Source organism: uncultured Microbacterium sp., assembly GCF_963528945.1.
In the GTDB taxonomy this organism is placed as follows: domain Bacteria; phylum Actinomycetota; class Actinomycetes; order Actinomycetales; family Microbacteriaceae; genus Microbacterium.
This window is the reverse complement of sequence record NZ_CAURWX010000002.1, coordinates 92,331-106,702: the sequence shown is the minus strand read 5'-3', so window position 1 is coordinate 106,702 and position 14,372 is coordinate 92,331. Positions and strand designations below refer to the sequence as shown.

The 14,372-nt window shown below is 69.7% G+C and carries 18 protein-coding genes and 1 tRNA gene; 8 read left to right on the top strand and 11 right to left on the bottom strand.

The window, feature by feature from the left end; genetic code table 11:
• Complete coding sequence (locus tag RWS82_RS07685; protein ID WP_314648445.1) at positions 1–288, top strand: hypothetical protein; 288 nt, start codon at positions 1–3, stop codon at positions 286–288.
• Here the strand turns inward: RWS82_RS07685 and nhaA are convergent.
• The 3 genes from nhaA to RWS82_RS07670 all read right to left on the bottom strand — a co-directional run bounded on the left by nhaA (position 276) and on the right by RWS82_RS07670 (position 2,478).
• Entirely contained in the window at positions 276–1,541 is a 1,266-nt protein-coding gene (gene nhaA, locus RWS82_RS07680) for a Na+/H+ antiporter NhaA (protein WP_314648442.1), read from the bottom strand. The two genes, RWS82_RS07685 and nhaA, sit on opposite strands and share 13 nt — an antisense overlap.
• Positions 1,542–1,607: 66 nt before the next feature.
• Positions 1,608–1,781 (bottom strand): hypothetical protein, encoded by a 174-nt coding sequence (locus tag RWS82_RS07675; protein WP_314648439.1) that lies wholly within the window; start codon positions 1,779–1,781, stop codon positions 1,608–1,610.
• A 106-nt stretch (positions 1,782–1,887) separates the two neighbouring features.
• Complete coding sequence (locus tag RWS82_RS07670; RefSeq protein ID WP_314648437.1) at positions 1,888–2,478, bottom strand: TetR/AcrR family transcriptional regulator C-terminal domain-containing protein; 591 nt, start codon at positions 2,476–2,478, stop codon at positions 1,888–1,890.
• Between the two features lie 50 nt (positions 2,479–2,528).
• Between RWS82_RS07670 and RWS82_RS07665 the strand changes: the two genes are divergently transcribed.
• Positions 2,529–2,849 carry a DUF952 domain-containing protein gene (locus RWS82_RS07665; protein ID WP_314648436.1) on the top strand — a complete coding sequence of 107 codons (321 nt, stop codon included), beginning with the start codon at positions 2,529–2,531 and terminating at the stop codon, positions 2,847–2,849.
• A gap of 28 nt (positions 2,850–2,877) precedes the next feature.
• Here the strand turns inward: RWS82_RS07665 and trxA are convergent, their stop codons facing one another.
• Complete coding sequence (gene trxA, locus RWS82_RS07660) at positions 2,878–3,261, bottom strand: thioredoxin (RefSeq protein ID WP_314648433.1); 384 nt, start codon at positions 3,259–3,261, stop codon at positions 2,878–2,880.
• 144 nt (positions 3,262–3,405) lie between these two features.
• Here trxA and RWS82_RS07655 point away from each other — a divergent pair, with 144 nt between their 5' ends.
• The 3 genes from RWS82_RS07655 to RWS82_RS07645 all read left to right on the top strand — a co-directional run bounded on the left by RWS82_RS07655 (position 3,406) and on the right by RWS82_RS07645 (position 5,494).
• A complete protein-coding gene (locus tag RWS82_RS07655) occupies positions 3,406–3,627 on the top strand; it encodes a hypothetical protein (protein WP_314648431.1) in 222 nt (73 codons plus the stop codon).
• 125 nt (positions 3,628–3,752) lie between these two features.
• On the top strand, positions 3,753–4,505 hold the full coding sequence (locus tag RWS82_RS07650; RefSeq protein WP_314648427.1) for a sigma-70 family RNA polymerase sigma factor: 753 nt from the start codon (positions 3,753–3,755) through the stop codon (positions 4,503–4,505).
• The gene (locus RWS82_RS07645; RefSeq protein WP_314648425.1) at positions 4,502–5,494 is read left to right on the top strand and encodes a hypothetical protein; all 993 of its coding nucleotides are present in this window, start codon (positions 4,502–4,504) and stop codon (positions 5,492–5,494) included. The genes RWS82_RS07650 and RWS82_RS07645 overlap by 4 nt, the downstream gene beginning before the upstream one ends.
• A gap of 7 nt (positions 5,495–5,501) precedes the next feature.
• Here the strand turns inward: RWS82_RS07645 and RWS82_RS07640 are convergent, their stop codons facing one another.
• The 6 genes from RWS82_RS07640 to RWS82_RS07615 all read right to left on the bottom strand — a co-directional run bounded on the left by RWS82_RS07640 (position 5,502) and on the right by RWS82_RS07615 (position 11,854).
• Positions 5,502–6,467, bottom strand: a complete 966-nt coding sequence (locus RWS82_RS07640; protein ID WP_314648422.1) for a hypothetical protein — start codon at positions 6,465–6,467, stop codon at positions 5,502–5,504.
• A gap of 24 nt (positions 6,468–6,491) precedes the next feature.
• A complete protein-coding gene (locus RWS82_RS07635) occupies positions 6,492–7,286 on the bottom strand; it encodes a siderophore-interacting protein (protein ID WP_314648420.1) in 795 nt (264 codons plus the stop codon).
• 55 nt (positions 7,287–7,341) lie between these two features.
• Positions 7,342–8,484, bottom strand: coding sequence for a hypothetical protein (locus RWS82_RS07630; protein ID WP_314648417.1), 1,143 nt, complete (start codon positions 8,482–8,484; stop codon positions 7,342–7,344).
• Positions 8,485–8,604: 120 nt separating this feature from the next.
• Positions 8,605–9,819 (bottom strand): MFS transporter, encoded by a 1,215-nt coding sequence (locus RWS82_RS07625; RefSeq protein WP_314648413.1) that lies wholly within the window; start codon positions 9,817–9,819, stop codon positions 8,605–8,607.
• Positions 9,819–10,868 (bottom strand): SagB/ThcOx family dehydrogenase, encoded by a 1,050-nt coding sequence (locus RWS82_RS07620; RefSeq protein WP_314648411.1) that lies wholly within the window; start codon positions 10,866–10,868, stop codon positions 9,819–9,821. Before RWS82_RS07620 ends, RWS82_RS07625 begins: the two co-directional genes overlap by 1 nt.
• Positions 10,865–11,854, bottom strand: coding sequence for a hypothetical protein (locus RWS82_RS07615; protein ID WP_314648406.1), 990 nt, complete (start codon positions 11,852–11,854; stop codon positions 10,865–10,867). Before RWS82_RS07615 ends, RWS82_RS07620 begins: the two co-directional genes overlap by 4 nt.
• 407 nt (positions 11,855–12,261) lie before the next feature.
• Between RWS82_RS07615 and RWS82_RS07610 the strand changes: the two genes are divergently transcribed.
• Positions 12,262–12,807 carry a helix-turn-helix domain-containing protein gene (locus RWS82_RS07610; RefSeq protein WP_314648404.1) on the top strand — a complete coding sequence of 182 codons (546 nt, stop codon included), beginning with the start codon at positions 12,262–12,264 and terminating at the stop codon, positions 12,805–12,807.
• 57 nt (positions 12,808–12,864) lie between these two features.
• Here RWS82_RS07610 and RWS82_RS07605 read toward each other — a convergent pair.
• Positions 12,865–12,947, bottom strand: a tRNA-Leu gene (locus RWS82_RS07605).
• A gap of 181 nt (positions 12,948–13,128) precedes the next feature.
• On the opposite strand from RWS82_RS07605, the gene RWS82_RS07600 reads away from it, so the two are divergent.
• Both RWS82_RS07600 and RWS82_RS07595 read left to right on the top strand, forming a co-directional pair.
• Complete coding sequence (locus RWS82_RS07600) at positions 13,129–13,851, top strand: DUF3662 and FHA domain-containing protein (RefSeq protein ID WP_314648402.1); 723 nt, start codon at positions 13,129–13,131, stop codon at positions 13,849–13,851.
• The gene (locus tag RWS82_RS07595; protein WP_314648401.1) at positions 13,848–14,369 is read left to right on the top strand and encodes an FHA domain-containing protein; all 522 of its coding nucleotides are present in this window, start codon (positions 13,848–13,850) and stop codon (positions 14,367–14,369) included. Before RWS82_RS07600 ends, RWS82_RS07595 begins: the two co-directional genes overlap by 4 nt.
• The last annotated feature ends 3 nt before the right edge of the window (positions 14,370–14,372 follow it).

The window sequence follows — 14,372 nt, the reverse complement described above, 5'->3', positions numbered from 1 at the left end:
GTGGCCGATATGACGAGGGTGATGATCCGTACGCACCTCAAGATCGATGGCGACACGTATGCCCTGTCGCAGGGCACTGACGTCGAAGAGCTCAAAGACCAGGTCCGCGCGTGCGTCGCGTCGGGCGGAGACTTCCTCGAGTTCGTGGTCGTCGGCAACCGCCTCGTCAGCGTCTTCGTGTCGCGGCGCACGCGCGTCGTTTTCAGCATCGAGACCGTGCGCCACGACGCCCGCGACACCGGCGACCGCGAGCACCCGTACGGCGGCTTCTTCGACTACGAGTACTGACGCGCCCGCCTGCTGCGCACGCCCAGCACCGCCCCGCCCAGCACCGCCGCGACGAACGACCCGAGCAGCACGCCGATCTTGACGTGCTCATCGGCCACCGAGCTCGCGCCGTAGGCGAGTTCGCCCACGAGCAGCGACACCGTGAAGCCGATGCCGGCGAGCAGCGACATGCCCGCGAGGTCGGGCCAGCGCAGACCGTCGTCGAGACGCAGCGCGGGCACCCGACTGAGCGCGAACGTCGTCGCCAGGATGCCGAGGGGCTTGCCCAGCACGAGACCCGCGATGATGCCGAGCGTGATCGGATCCCGCAGAGCCGAGACCAGCCCGTCGATGCCGCCGATCGTGACGCCGGCCGCGAAGAACGCGAAGACGGGCACCGCGAACAGCGTGGCGACGACACCCCAGCGGTCGGCGAGGTGCGGCGCCATGCCGTCGTATTCGGGCTCGCCGTCGGGCCCGACGCGCGTCGCCACCCGCGCGCGGGCGGTGGGCAGCACGGGCACGACGAAACCGAGGAGCACGCCCGCGACGGTCGCGTGCACACCGGCCGCGTGCACGCACACCCATACGGCGATCGCCAGCGGCAGCAGGATCCACCAGGCACGGATGCCGGTGCGCACCGCGAGCGCGAACCCGGCGAGGGGCAGCAGCGCCAGCACCAGCCAGGGCACGCTGATCGACTCGGTGTAGAACGTGGCGATGATCGTGATCGCGATGAGGTCGTCGACGATCGCGAGCGTCAGCAGGAACACGCGCAGCGCGGGCGGCAGGAACCGGCCGACCACGGCGAGCACCGCGACGGCGAACGCGATGTCGGTGGCCGTGGGGATCGCCCAGCCGCGCAGCGCATCGGGGCCGCTGCCCGCGGCGATGAGCAGGAAGATGGCGGCCGGAACGACCACGCCGCCCACGGCTGCAGCGATCGGCAGAGCGGCGCGCCGGGGGTCGCGCAGGCGCCCGGTGACGAACTCCTCCTTCAGCTCCAGTCCGACGACGAAGAAGAAGATCGCGAGCAGGCCGTCGGCCGCCCACGCGCCCACGCTCAGCTCGAGGTGCACCTCGGGGATGCCGAAGCGGAAGTCGCGCACCTGCTCGTACCAGGGCGCGAGCGGCGAGTTGGCGAGCACGAGGGCGGCGACGGTCGCCGCCAGCAGCAGGGCGCCGCCGAGGACGTCGCTGCGGAGGTTCTGACGGATGCCCCGCCACAGTTCGTGGGGCGCACGACGCGGGCGGGAAGGGGTGGTCGAAGACATGGAGGCACCTCGGGGTGAGAAGAAGGGGTGGCGCGTCTGGCCGCCCCCGGATCCCGGAGGGGCGACCTAGGCGCGGCGAGGCGGCGGGCAGCCGGCGATCTCACCGTGCGAGATCGTGCCCCAGACGCTCGTCCACCCGTTGGTGCCGGGGTGCATGACCACGCGCATCCACTCGCTTATCGGCGTCGCCGAGGCGAGGCGACGCGGGGCGCGCGTCGCGCCGGCGGAGAGCAGGGTCATGCCCATCAGCCTACCGAGCCGCCCTGAGCCTCCACCTCCGTCGTGCGCCCCGTCCGCGCGCCGAGACATCCGTTGCGCCAGGAGACACCAGGCCTCCCGTGGTGTCTCACGCGCGAGGTGGTGTCTCACCGGCGCCGCCGAGCGCCAGCGCGGTGAGCACGCGGTCGACGTGCGCCTCGACCTCGGCCGGGGTCGGCGCGGGGGCGAGGCCGAGCAGCCGACGGCGATGCGGTTCGCCGAGCAGTGCCGCGAACAGCAGGTCGCCGCGGTCTGCGGCGTCCGGCGGAAGGTGCGCGACGAGGAACCGCTGCGCCCGACCCGGCCCCTGCTCGTAGAACTCGGCCGCGAGCGAGGCATCCGCTCCGGCCGCGCCGACGAGCGCGCGGTGCACGGCGATCGCGTCGTCATCGAGCAGGTGCGCGACGACCGAGACGGATGCGGCGCGCAGGTCGGCCTCAGCCGTCCACGCCTCGTCGGCATAGGCGTGCTGCCGTCGTACGGCGGCGCGCACGAGGCCGAGGCGGTCGCCGTAGTCCGCGTACAGCGTGCGCTTGGCGACCTGCGCCTCGGTCGACACGCGATCGAAGCCGACCGCACCGTACCCCTCCGCGGCGAGCAGTGCGACGACCACGTCGACCACGCGCTCGTGGCGTTGCGCCTTCTCGCCGGCGGAGGGTCGTCCGCGCTTTCCCGTCATGGGAGTAGCCTAGCGTTAATGCTACGAAACCGTTTCATTGAGGAGGCCCCGTGAGCACGCACATCCACCACATCGCGATCCAGGACGACTGGGAGATGAGTCGCGGCTTCGGCGAGTACGCTGTCGCGACCCGCGGCACCCACCTCGACGACGAGGGATTCATCCACGCCACGACCGCCGACCGCGTGCCGCAGGTGGTCGCCCAGCGCTACGGCGACCTCGCGCTGCCTTTGCTCGACATCACGATCGACGTCGAGCACCTGCGGAGCGCCGGGGTCGACGTCGAATGGGTCGACGGAGCGCCCCGCATCCTCGGCGAACTGCCGATGTCGAGCGAGGTCATCGTGGCGGAGCATCCGATCGCGCGCTGAGCGCCCGTCGTCGCTCCCCGCGACCGGGCTACTCCGCAGCCGGGTCCTTCGCGGTCTGCGCCTCGGCGATCGACGCCCGCACGGCGTCCATGTCGAGCGCGCGCACCTGACCGATCAGGTCCTCCAGCGCGGGCGCGGGAAGGGCCCCGGCCTGCGAGAAGACGAGCACGTTGTCGCGGAACGCCATGAGCGTCGGGATCGAGACGATGCCGGCCGCACGCGCGAGATCCTGATTGGCCTCGGTGTCGACCTTGGCGAAGGTGATGTCGGAGTGCTGCTCCGACGCCTTCTCGAAGATGGGGCCGAACATGCGGCAGGGACCGCACCATTCCGCCCAGAAGTCGACGAGCACGATGCCGTCGTCGGCGACCGTCTGGGCGAAGTCCGCACTGCTGAGGGCTGTGGTTGCCATGGGTGTCCTTCCGTCGTCTCCAGTATGGGTGCCATCGCACCCGTCGAGGGCCGCGAGGAAGTCGGTCAGGAATTCGCCGCTCGCGCCAAGAGCGCCCCGGCGTGATCGGCCGCGCTCGCCTACCGTCGCTCGAAAGGGGGAGAGATGTGGCGAGTGTTCTGGGTGGCGGCGTTCGTCGTCGGGGTCGCGGCCGTGGCCGTCGCAGCGATGTCGAGCGCGCCGCACGGCGCCCTCGCCGCAGACGTCCCGTCGGCGGCGCGCGTCGCGGTCTTCGTGCTGGGCGGGATGCTCGTGGTGACGGCGATCGTCGGCAACGTCGCCCTGACGGCGATCGAGCCCCGCGTGCATCTCGGCGAAGGTCTGTAAGGAATCGGCGGGAGCGGCAAAGAGCGCTGCCGCAGGCGGTCGCTCGGCCGACCCATACTGAAAGCCGGGGGGCCGGCTCGTGCGCCCCCGGGGAGGGGCGCACGAGTGCCGGCGCTAGCGTGGGCATGACGACGACGACACGGAGCGGGGTGGCGATGCTGCGGGGGACAGCTCTGTTCGCTCCGTTCCGCACGGTGCTCGTGGGGGCCGCACCGACCTCGCGTCGTGCCCAGGGCCGGTCGTCGGCATCGTCGGCCCGCGCGTCGTCGGCCCGCGCGTCGTCGGCCCGCGCGTCGTCGGCCCGCGGATCGTCGACCCGGACGTCGTCGGCCCGGGCGACATCGACGACCGCATCGTCGACCACCGCGGCACCGACGCCCGGGGCGTCGCCGAACAAGGCGGTGGTGTTCCGCATCCTCTTCGACGAGCACCTGCCCCGCGTGCGGCGCCACCTCGCGTGCTACGTCGACGACCCCGACGAGGTCGACGAGATCGCGGCCGACGTCTTCACGATCGCGTGGCGCAAGCTGCGCCCGCACAGCCCCATGGGCCTCGCCTGGCTGCTGCGCACCGCCGACAACAAGCTCAAGGACGCCGCGCGGCGTCACCGCTCGCGCGAGCAGGCCCTCGTCGCCCTGACCCGTGGCATGCGTGAAGACACTGGCGACCTGCATCCGCTCGAGGCGCTGGCCCTGCGCGAGGCGATGACGGCCCTGACGGCACGGGAGCGGCAGGTCGTGGTGCTCACCTACTGGGACGAACTGAGCGCGGGCGAGACCGCGGCCGTGCTGCGCTGCAGCCCCGCCTCGGTGTGGACCACGCTCACCCGTGCACGCGCCAAACTGCGCATGCAGCTCGAGACGAAGGAGGGGTCGTGACCCTCACCGACGACCGGATCGACCGTCTCTTCGCCGCTGCGAACCCGGCCCCCACCAGCGAGCGCGCCGACCAGCGCGCCGCCGACATCGCGCTGCGGGAACGCATCATCCGCGGCGAGCGCCGTCCGTCCCGCCGCCCGGCCCGAGCGGCACGTCGCGGAGCGTGGGTCGCGGGGGCGTCGATCGCCGTCGCCGCCGCGGCGGTCGTGACGATCGTTGCAGTCGACGTGTTGGCGCCGGGGCAACCGGCGAGCGCCCTCGCCCCTCCCCCGCTCACCTACGTCGACCCCGAGCCGCTCGACGACGTGATCCGAGACGCGCAGACCGCCCTCGCCGACGGCGACGGGCCGGCGCAGGCGCCGCACGTGGAATCGATCGGCTGGGCCTGGAGCATCGACATGAGCGGCGAGCACATCGAGATCGTGCCGCAGGAGGTCACCACCGACTGGTCGTACGAGACGGGATCGGTCACGACGATCGTCGCCGGAGAGTCGTACTGGCCGAACGACGATCGGCCGGACGGCGTCGCCGACAGCCCCTACCACCCGGGCGAGGTGATCGCGGTCGTCACCCAGTCGGCATCGGAGTTCGACCTTCCCGGGCTGCTGGGCGACCTCGACGGCTCGAGCGAACAGGACCTGCGCTCGGCGATGGACGGCTACGAGGCCGGCGACGCGACGACCTCGGGCGAGCTCGCGACGGGCATCGTGTCGCTGCAGGGCTGGTGGACGCTCACCGACGCACAGCACGCCACCCTGCTCGGGATGCTCGCGGATGCCGGGGGCGTCACGGTTCTCGGCCGAACGGAGGACCGCCTCGGACGCGACGTCGTGGGGCTGCGGGTGTCGGGCGGCAGTGACCTGCACGACGTGACGCTGCTGGTGTCGGTCGAGACGGGGCGCATCGTCGGCGAGGAGGTGGAGCTGCGGGAGGCGCAGGACTTCATTCCCGCCGGGGTGATCGGATACACGCTCTGGGACGTGGAGTAGAGGAGCCTCAGTCGTCGGCGCGCACCGAGATGACGTCGCCGTCCAAGACGAACTCGAGCCCCGTGCCGTCGGCGAACCGTTCGCGCAGCGCCTCGGGCTGACCCGGGTTCACGGTCATGTGCAGGGTCGGCGGGAAGTCACCCGCGCCGCACGCCCAGGTGACCGGCTGCAGCGCGCCGACCTCCTCACGCAGCAGCTCGCTGCGCACGATCACGAGACAGGTGTCCCGTTCCTCCTCGGGCGAGAACCACCCGATGTCGCGGATGACGGTGAGCCCATGGAAGTCCTCGAACAGCGCGGCGTCGGGGGTCTGCTCGCCGAGCAGCTCGGGCCAGGGGGCATCCGCATCGACGGCGATGGTCGCGACCTGCCGCGGGTCGGGCCACGGAAGGGTGGTCACCACCGCCGTCACCGCCACCGCGGCGAGCGCGATGCACGCCGCGCCGAGCCACGCCCGGCCGGACGGGCTCAGCGGTTCGAGCATCCGTCGGATGCCCCCCACCCACCCTCGCTCGGGCGCATCCCCTTCCCGCTCCGTCCGCGAGGGTCCGCCGTCCTCGCCTGAGGGGTCAGCAAATGCCGCATCCGGGGCGCGGAACCCGGCCACTTCCGACCCCTCGCGCCCCGCCCCCAGCTCGCGCGCGGGATTCCCCACCTCACGTGAGGGGTCAGCAAACGCCGCATCAGGGGCGGCGAACCCGGCCACTTCCGACCCCTCGCGCCCCGCCCCCAGCTCGCGCGCGGGATTCCCCACCTCACGTGAGGGGTCAGCAAACGCCGCGTGCGGGGTGCGGAACCCGGCCACTTCCGACCCCTCACGCCCCGAACGAGGGGACGCGGGCACGGAGGGGCGCGGGGCGCGGGCGCGCTCGAGCTCGGCGAGACGCGCCTGGGCGGCGGGGTCGTCGGCGATGTCGGCATCCCGGCCGTACGCACGCGCCTGCAGTCGGCGCAGTTCGTCCGCCTCGTCCATGGACTCCTCCTGCACCACGCCGTACTACTCGATCTGACCGATCGGCTCGCGCTTCTCGGCCTGGAACTGGTCTTCGGCCCGCCCTCGCGCCCAGTACGCCGAGATCGACAGTGCCTCGCGGGGCACCTCGTGCTCCTTCAGCAAAGCCCGCACGGCCTTGATCGTGCCGCGCTCCCCGTGAGCGAAGACACCCGGGTGGCCCTCGCGCCACGGCAGCGCGGCGAGCTCGGTGAGCAGCGCGTCGTCGTCGGCGACCCAGTGGATGCTGAGACCCGCCGGCGCATCGGGCAGCAGCCGGTCGGCGGGGTCGGGGATGCTGAGCAGGAGGTGCCCGACGGCATCCGGCCCCATCGCCTCGACGGCGGAGGAGATCGCGGGCAGTGCCGTGTGGTCGCCGATCAGCAGATGCCACGGGCTCGCAGGGTCGGGGCGGTACCCGCCGCCCGCACCGCTGATGACCATCGTGTCGCCCGGCTGCGCCTGCCGCGCCCAGGGGCCGGCGACCCCTTCGTCGCCGTGCACGACGAAGTCGATGACCACGCGGCGACGGTCGGGGTCGGACGCGCGGATCGTGTAGGTGCGACGCGTGGGCAGCTTCTCGGGGCTCTCGTCGCGCAGGCGCGCGAGGTCGTACGGAGGGGTGAGTCCGTGCGCCGGGTCGGCGAACAGGACCTTGACGTACTTGTCGGTGAACGGGTTGTCGGTGAAGTCGTCGTAGCCCTCGCCGCCCGCCGTGACCCGGATCAGGTCGGGACTGATCTCCTCGACGTCCTCCACCGTGAGGACGGCCTGGGCGGGGGTGCGACGCGGTTCCGTCATTCGATCTCCTGGGTTCGCGGGTCGGATGCCTCCAGTCTGCCCGCGTCGTCGGCGTTCAGGGTCGTTCGACCGATGCGTCCTGCTCCCACACGTATTCCTGCTCGCGCTCCCGCAGGACCCACCCGACCGGGTCGCCGACCCGCCGCACGCCGGGCGCGAACCAGCACGTCTCGTCGGGGTGCCACCCCGCGATCACCGACGCCCGCGTCGCGTCGATGGCGATCGCCGTGCCCGCCGCCGCGAGATAGGTCGCGACGGGAAGATGCACCGCGTCGTAGTGCTCGGCCACCCGCACCCAGTCGGGCACCACCCAGGCACCGTCGCGCCCGGTCGCGCGGAACCAGTCGTGACGCTTCTGGCCGGTCGCCTCGAAGGGGAATCGCGCGCACAGCTCGGCCCAGGCATCCGTCGATTCGATCTCGAAGACGCGCGCGTCGGCGGGGGTCTGCACCCGGTAGGCGTGCGCCGCCTCCCAGCCCATCGCGTCTTCCCAGGCCCAGACCGACACCGGCGCCCCGTCGGCGTAGGCGCGCGTCGACGTGGGGATGCCCCAGTTCGGGGTCGACCACCAGTTGCCGCTCCACCGCGCCGTCGGGTCGGAGGGCCGCTCGCGCTGCGCCTGCGCCTCCTCTTCGAGCTCCTGCTCCCGCCGTTCGCGCAGGCGCTCGCGGGGATCGTCCTGCAGCGGCTCGCGCGGCATATCGTCGACCCACTCGACCGCCCACTGGTCGGCGGCGATCGGCGACCACCACCACGCGCTCTCCGGCGCCTGCGCGATGTGCGCGGCGACCCGGGCGAGCGAGTCACGCATTTCGGGGGTCGCGGCGAGAACGTCGTCGCCGTCGGGTTCCTGCCAGTAGCGGGCCGCGTCGGCCGCAGCCTGCAGCGACTGCCGCAGCCGCGGCAGCGTGGGCGCAGCGAGGTCGAGGGCAGCGAGCGCGTCGGCGACCTCGCGCGGCGACACGTAGGGAACATCCGGGACCGCGCTCGGGTCGCCGCCGATCGCGATCAGTGTGCTCGACCCTCGATCCGGGTCCAGGTGATGCGCGGCATGGTTCACCGCCAACCCGAATCCGCCGAGCCGACCGTCCGCCGCCGGCACCTCGGAGGCGCGCGCGAAGTCGAGCAGCATCCGCCGCCCGCGAGGCCCGCGCAGCAGTGCTTCCGCGCGCTGCGCCGCCGTCGAGGCATCCGTCATCGTCGCCCTCCCCTGTCCGCGCTCCACGGTAATGGGAACGCGCGGCGCGAACCGATCTGTCAGGAATCACCCGCTCACGCAAAGACGCCCTCCGTTGCTGTTCCTGCTCCGCTACCCCCCTCAGAGCACCTCCAGCTTGCGGCTCCGGAACGCGTGGAAGACACCGGGCAGAGCCGTAGCCGCACACGCAGCAAGGGCAACCGACAGTGACACTGCGCCGATCGCCGCGACGGGCGCTTTGACGAAAGATCCGCCGATGGACGAGGCGATGGACTGGAAGCTGAGCACTCGTCCGCGTGTGCGCTCCGTGGTGAGAACGGTGATTCGCGCGAACACGAGTGCGCTCGCGCTCGGCGCGAGAAGCAGGCAGAACGCCAGCGGAACAACCATCCACAATGACCCCACGAGCGCCGCCGAAGTGAGCGCACCGGCGACGACGGCCATCATCGCGATCGTGAGCAACACGGTGAACGGGATGCGTTTCGTGATGACTCCGACAAGACTCGCTCCGATCAGTCCGGCAACGCCGATGGCGGTTTGAGCCATGCCGATGACAGTGGCGGAGTGGCCTGCTTGTTCGAGCGACAGCACGGTGACGAACAGGGCACCGGTCACCGCCGTGTTGGCCCAGAACTGCATGAGCACGAGATTGCGAATCTGCCGATGTGTGAAGAGCGTCTTCCACCCTTCTGCGAGGTCGCGGACGAAGGTCGTCTCGCCGCCGTTTCCTTCTCCCACAGGCGACCGAATGAGCGCCACGGTCACGGCCGCGAGGAGGCAGCTCAGCGCGGCCAACGCGTAGAGCAGAGGCGGGAAGAACCCGAGGAGCACTCCGCCGAGGGGTGGTCCGAGGAGGTTCGCGGCGTGCATCCGCCCCTGGTACAGCCCGCTCGCCTCCGTGAGGTGCTCCTTCGGCACGAGCTGAGTGATCGCCGCCAACTCCGGAGCGGTGACGAATCCGCCGAGGATCGCCATGCCGATGGACGCGACGGCGAAGACCGTCATGTTGAGGTTTCCCATCAGCAGCATGAACCCGATGCCGAGAGCGAGGGGGATCTGCAGAGCGTTACAGAGGAGCATGGTGCGGCGTCGGTTATGTCTGTCCGCAAAGGTTCCCGCGATCACGCCCACACCTGTCGACACGATCGCGATGGTCGCCATGACGACACCGGTGAGCACCAGATCGTTGGAAACGCGAAGCACGATGAGCGGTTCGGCGAAGACGACCGCTGCCGAGGCGAACTCCACGACGGCACCTCCTGCCCAGAGCAGCCGGAAGTCGCGACGCGTCCTGCCCGGCCAATTCTGCACAGCGGTCGATTCGGTGCGCGACATCACTGTTCCAGCGGGGTGGGGACACGAGCCGTGAGCGCGTCCGGGTCTCGGTGCTGCCCCAGCCCCGTGAGCATCAGGGGAACCTTGAGTGCAGGGGAGAGCCCGAACTCCTGCTCGAAACTCTCATCACGTTGCACGGCGGTCGTGCCGACCGCCAGGCCCAGAGAAGTGCCAACCAGGTAGATGTTCTGGTTGAGATGCCCGGCATCCAGGATGACAGAACGATATGACCGCTTATCCGTGTACTTCCATGCCGTGGACTGCAGGTCGGCGGTGAGGACGACCAGCACGGCGCACTCGAGGAACCACTGCTGACCGGACAGCGCATGGAGCATGTCATCGTCGGACGACATGTCTCCGAGCCAGTCGAGGGAATGAGCATCCGCGAGGTATCGGTAGTTTCCGCGCCTCAGTCCTTCGACGTTTCGCACCTGCAGGTAGAGATCGGTGCTGGCCCGGGCACCGCCCGACGGAGAATTGCGATAGTAGTTCCCGTACTGAACGTCTTCGGGAGTCCGCGCTCGGCGACGGGTGCTTGCGACGTTGTAGAGCAGGAGCCCGAGTTGCTCGAGAGTGATGGAGTCGTTCGAGAACTTCCGAGACGTGCGGCGGGACCACAGCACTTCCTGGAAGTCCTTCGCCGGCAGGCGCTCGGGGTCGGGCAGAGCGATGGGTGTCGAGTCCGTGGTCGAGGCGAACCGCCCCGGAACGGGGAACGCGATCTCTTTCACGATGACTCGCTCACGCGATTGGTCGTGCGTGACGACGGGGTCGTTGTGGCGCATGCGGGACGCGAAGCTGTACAACCGCGCCATCCGGTTCCAGCCGTCCCAGCCGTCGTTCAACGTCTTCTCGAGGTCTGCGCGGGCGTCGTCGACGAGTCCAGGAGCTTCCTGCACCAACGCGACAGTGGTGTCACCATCCTCGAGCGCATCGGCCAGTGCGCGTAGCTGCATCGGGGTGACGCGCGCCTGCTTGTGCTCGATGACGTCGTCCCAGATCAGCTCTTGGTCTCGGAAGTACATGAGACCGTATTCGGAGAAGTTCATGTGTGCACCTTCATGGCGATGTGATGGAGGACAGAATCGCTGACGCGCGTGTCGCCTGCGGCCTTCTCGAAGTAGCGCCAGTCACCGACGAGATTCACCTCGAGGAAGACGAGCTCATCGGACTCCGTCACCAGGAGGTCGAGGGCGCCGAAGTCGATGTTCAATTCGCGGATCAGTCGACCGATGGCGGCGGCGTGAGCGGAGGAGAGAGTCGTGGCGCTGACCTGCACGTCGTCGATGTCCGTCCAGAGCGCTTCGGCAGATGACTTTCCCTCGACGCGGTACGCGAGGGTGTCGTCACCGACGGCGTAGACGCGCAGTTCGAAGACGTGCGGCACGAACTCCTGGATGATGAGGGGCGCTGGTTCGACGTCGAGGTTGCGGATGATCGATGGCTCGAGCACCCGGGGGAACGTGCCGTTCAAGACGCCCGGGGGCTGCTCGACCCAGTGTTCTCCGACGACTTTCCCAATGAGTTTCGCCTCATCGTGCGTGTGCACCCGCCGCGAGCCCCGCGCGACGTCGCGCGTCACGGTCGTGCCCGGCACTCGTATTCCGCTGCGGGCAGCGACGCGCTGCTGAGCCAGCCGTCCCGTCGCGGCGGCCCCGTCGTTCATTCGGCGCGGACACAGCTCCTCGATTGTTCGAATGAACGCGGAGTTGTGTTGGCTGACGTAGGTTCCGAGGATCTCTCCACGGAGCGAACGGGGTTCCGAAGCGGCGCGCTGCGGGTGATGGAGAAGATACCGAGACCAGAAGAGGACGGGCCGCAGCACCTCCGCTCCGTGGACGAGTTCGAGGGTGTCGAGGTAGCTGACGATGTCCACGTCCGGAAGCTCGTCCACGTTCAGCCGGAGGAGCCGAACGTTTTGCGCGGCGAGCCTGAGGGAGAGCGCGGAGATCTCCATATCGTCGCGGATGGTCGCGACGACGACGCAGGGTGTGGCGTCTTCCTGCGCGGGCGTCATGACGCCGAGGTCAGCCATGCGTTCCTGGAAATCCAGCGAACGTCCGTCGAGGATCTGGCGATGGGTATTGCTCAACATGATCGACGACATGTCGACTCCAATGGTCTGGGTCGTTCCGCGGCCCGAGGGCCCGAGACCTCTTCTCGGACCACGGAACGACCGCGTCGGATCAGAAGTCCTTCTTCTCCCAACGAACGTCTGCCGCGACGCTGTACTCGTCGAAGAAGTCCTTCGCCTCCGGGGCGGGGCTCTTCGCAAGAAGGTCCTGGGCGGTCTGCTGCATGTCCATGTGTCACCTCCTCTCTGAGGTCAGTTCCCCAACCATAAGTGGCCAACTGCAATTGGGCAACCATGCGCGGGCATGGTCGGTGGGGCAGGCTTAGAGTTGATCCATGTCTGGTCCGGAAGAGAACGAAGCGGGGACGATGACGTCCGCGATGCTCGCCGCTCTGGCTCATCCGCTGCGTCGCCGGATGCTCCGCATGCTCAGCCACCGCAAGTCCGCGCGAGGTGCCGATTTCGTGGAGGAGTTGGGCGTGCCATCCAACTCGATCAGCTTCCACATACGCACGCTGGCACGTGCGGGGTTCCTGGCTGAGGCGCCCGAACTCGCCCGTGACAGACGCGACAAGGTCTGGGTTCTCGTCCCCGGAACCTACAACGTGGGTGTACCCACGGCACCGGTAGCGGATGCCGAGTTGGGCTCCGCCGTTCTGCACGCGCTCGCCTCCGAGCATCAGGAACTTCTCGCTCGTTCACTGAGTTGGTTGGAGGAGTATGCGAGCGGTCGCACGACCGACCTCAACGGCGCGTTCGCGCGACACAGGATCCTGCTGACGGAAGACCAGTTCGAGCGAGCGATGAAAGGCATCGAGGACGCGATTCGTGGCGCCGACGAGGCGTCTCATGAAACGCAGGCCGGCCTCCTCGCATGGGAGATCGACATCATCGCAGCGAGCGAACGGGTCTAGTCCTGCTGGGGCAACGCGAAAGGCCCGGCTCATCAGAACCGGGCCTTTCACTCGCTGTGCGCGAGGGGGGACTTGAACCCCCACGTCCATAAGGACACTGGCACCTGAAGCCAGCGCGTCTACCATTCCGCCACTCGCGCGAGTCATCTCGTTCCGAAGAACTCAACTTCGCAAGGCTATCACGCAGTCCGCCGCACCGAAAACTCGCGCCCACTCCCCCACTCGAACCCCCCGGAAACCCGCGCCACAACCGTCTGCGCGGGGGATTTCCAGGACACCTGGCTACGATGGCCGTACCAGTCGGCATGCCAGAGGAGCCCCGTGGGACTACTTGACAGCTTCGAGAAAGGTCTCGAGCGCGCGGTCAATGGCGCGTTCGCGAAGACCTTTCGCAGCGGCATCCAGCCGGTCGAGATCGCCTCGGCCCTGCGCCGCGAGGCCGACACGAAGGCCGCGGTCGTCAGCCGCGACCGCATCATCACGCCCAACAACTTCGTCGTGCGCCTCAGCGCCGACGACGCCGACCGCATGCGCGGCCTCGGCAGTGCGCTGACCGACGAGCTGCACGCGCTGCTCACGAAGCACGCGTCGTCGCAGGGCTACAGCTTCGCCGGCCCCCTCACCATCTCGCTGGAGAGCGACGAGAAGGTCGCCACCGGCACGGTGCGGGTCAGTTCGGGTTCGGTCGAGAGCCGTGTCAGCTGGCAGGCCGTCGTCGACGTCGACGGCCGCCGCCACGTCGTCACGCAGGCGCGCACCGTGATCGGCCGCGGGTCGGATGCCGACATCACGATCGCGGATGCCGGTTCGAGCCGCAAGCACGCCGAGATCTTGTGGGACGGCGAGCGCGCCATGATGCGCGACCTCGGGTCGACGAACGGCACGAAGGTCAACGGCCAGAAGCTGCGCGAGGCATCCCTGCCGTCCGACACGACCATCACGATCGGCCGCACCGACCTCGTCTTCCGTGTCGTGCCGCAGTCGACTCCGTCGCGCGGCTCCGGCGGCGACGCGGCGACCCGCATGTTCGGGGGTCTGTCGTGAGCGAGCTCGTCCTCCTGCTGCTGCGCATCGGGTTCCTGGTGCTGCTGTGGTTCTTCGTGTTCGGCGTCGTGTACTCGCTGCGCGCCGACCTGTTCGGTGTGAAGGCGCGCAAGCTCCCCGCCGAGGCCGCCGCGGGCGCCGCCGCGTCCCCCGGCGGCGCCGCCCCAAAGCCCGCGGCCAAGCCCGCCTCCGCACGGGCCCAGACGGGCCCCGCGACCATCGCGACGGCCAAGCGCCTCGTGATCACCTCCGGCCCGAAGGCCGGTCTCGAACTGCCGCTCGGCAACGACACCCTCACGATCGGACGGTCGAGCGAGTCTGCCCTCGTGATCCGCGACGACTACACCTCCAGCCATCACGCACGCCTGGTTCTCCGCGGCGATGCGTGGGCGGTGCAGGACCTCGACTCCACCAACGGCACGTTCGTCGCCGGTCAGCGGGTCAGCGGCTCGCCGGTCTCCCTGTCGCTCGGCACGCCCGTCAAGGTCGGGGCCACGACGTTCGAGCTGCGGGCCTGACTC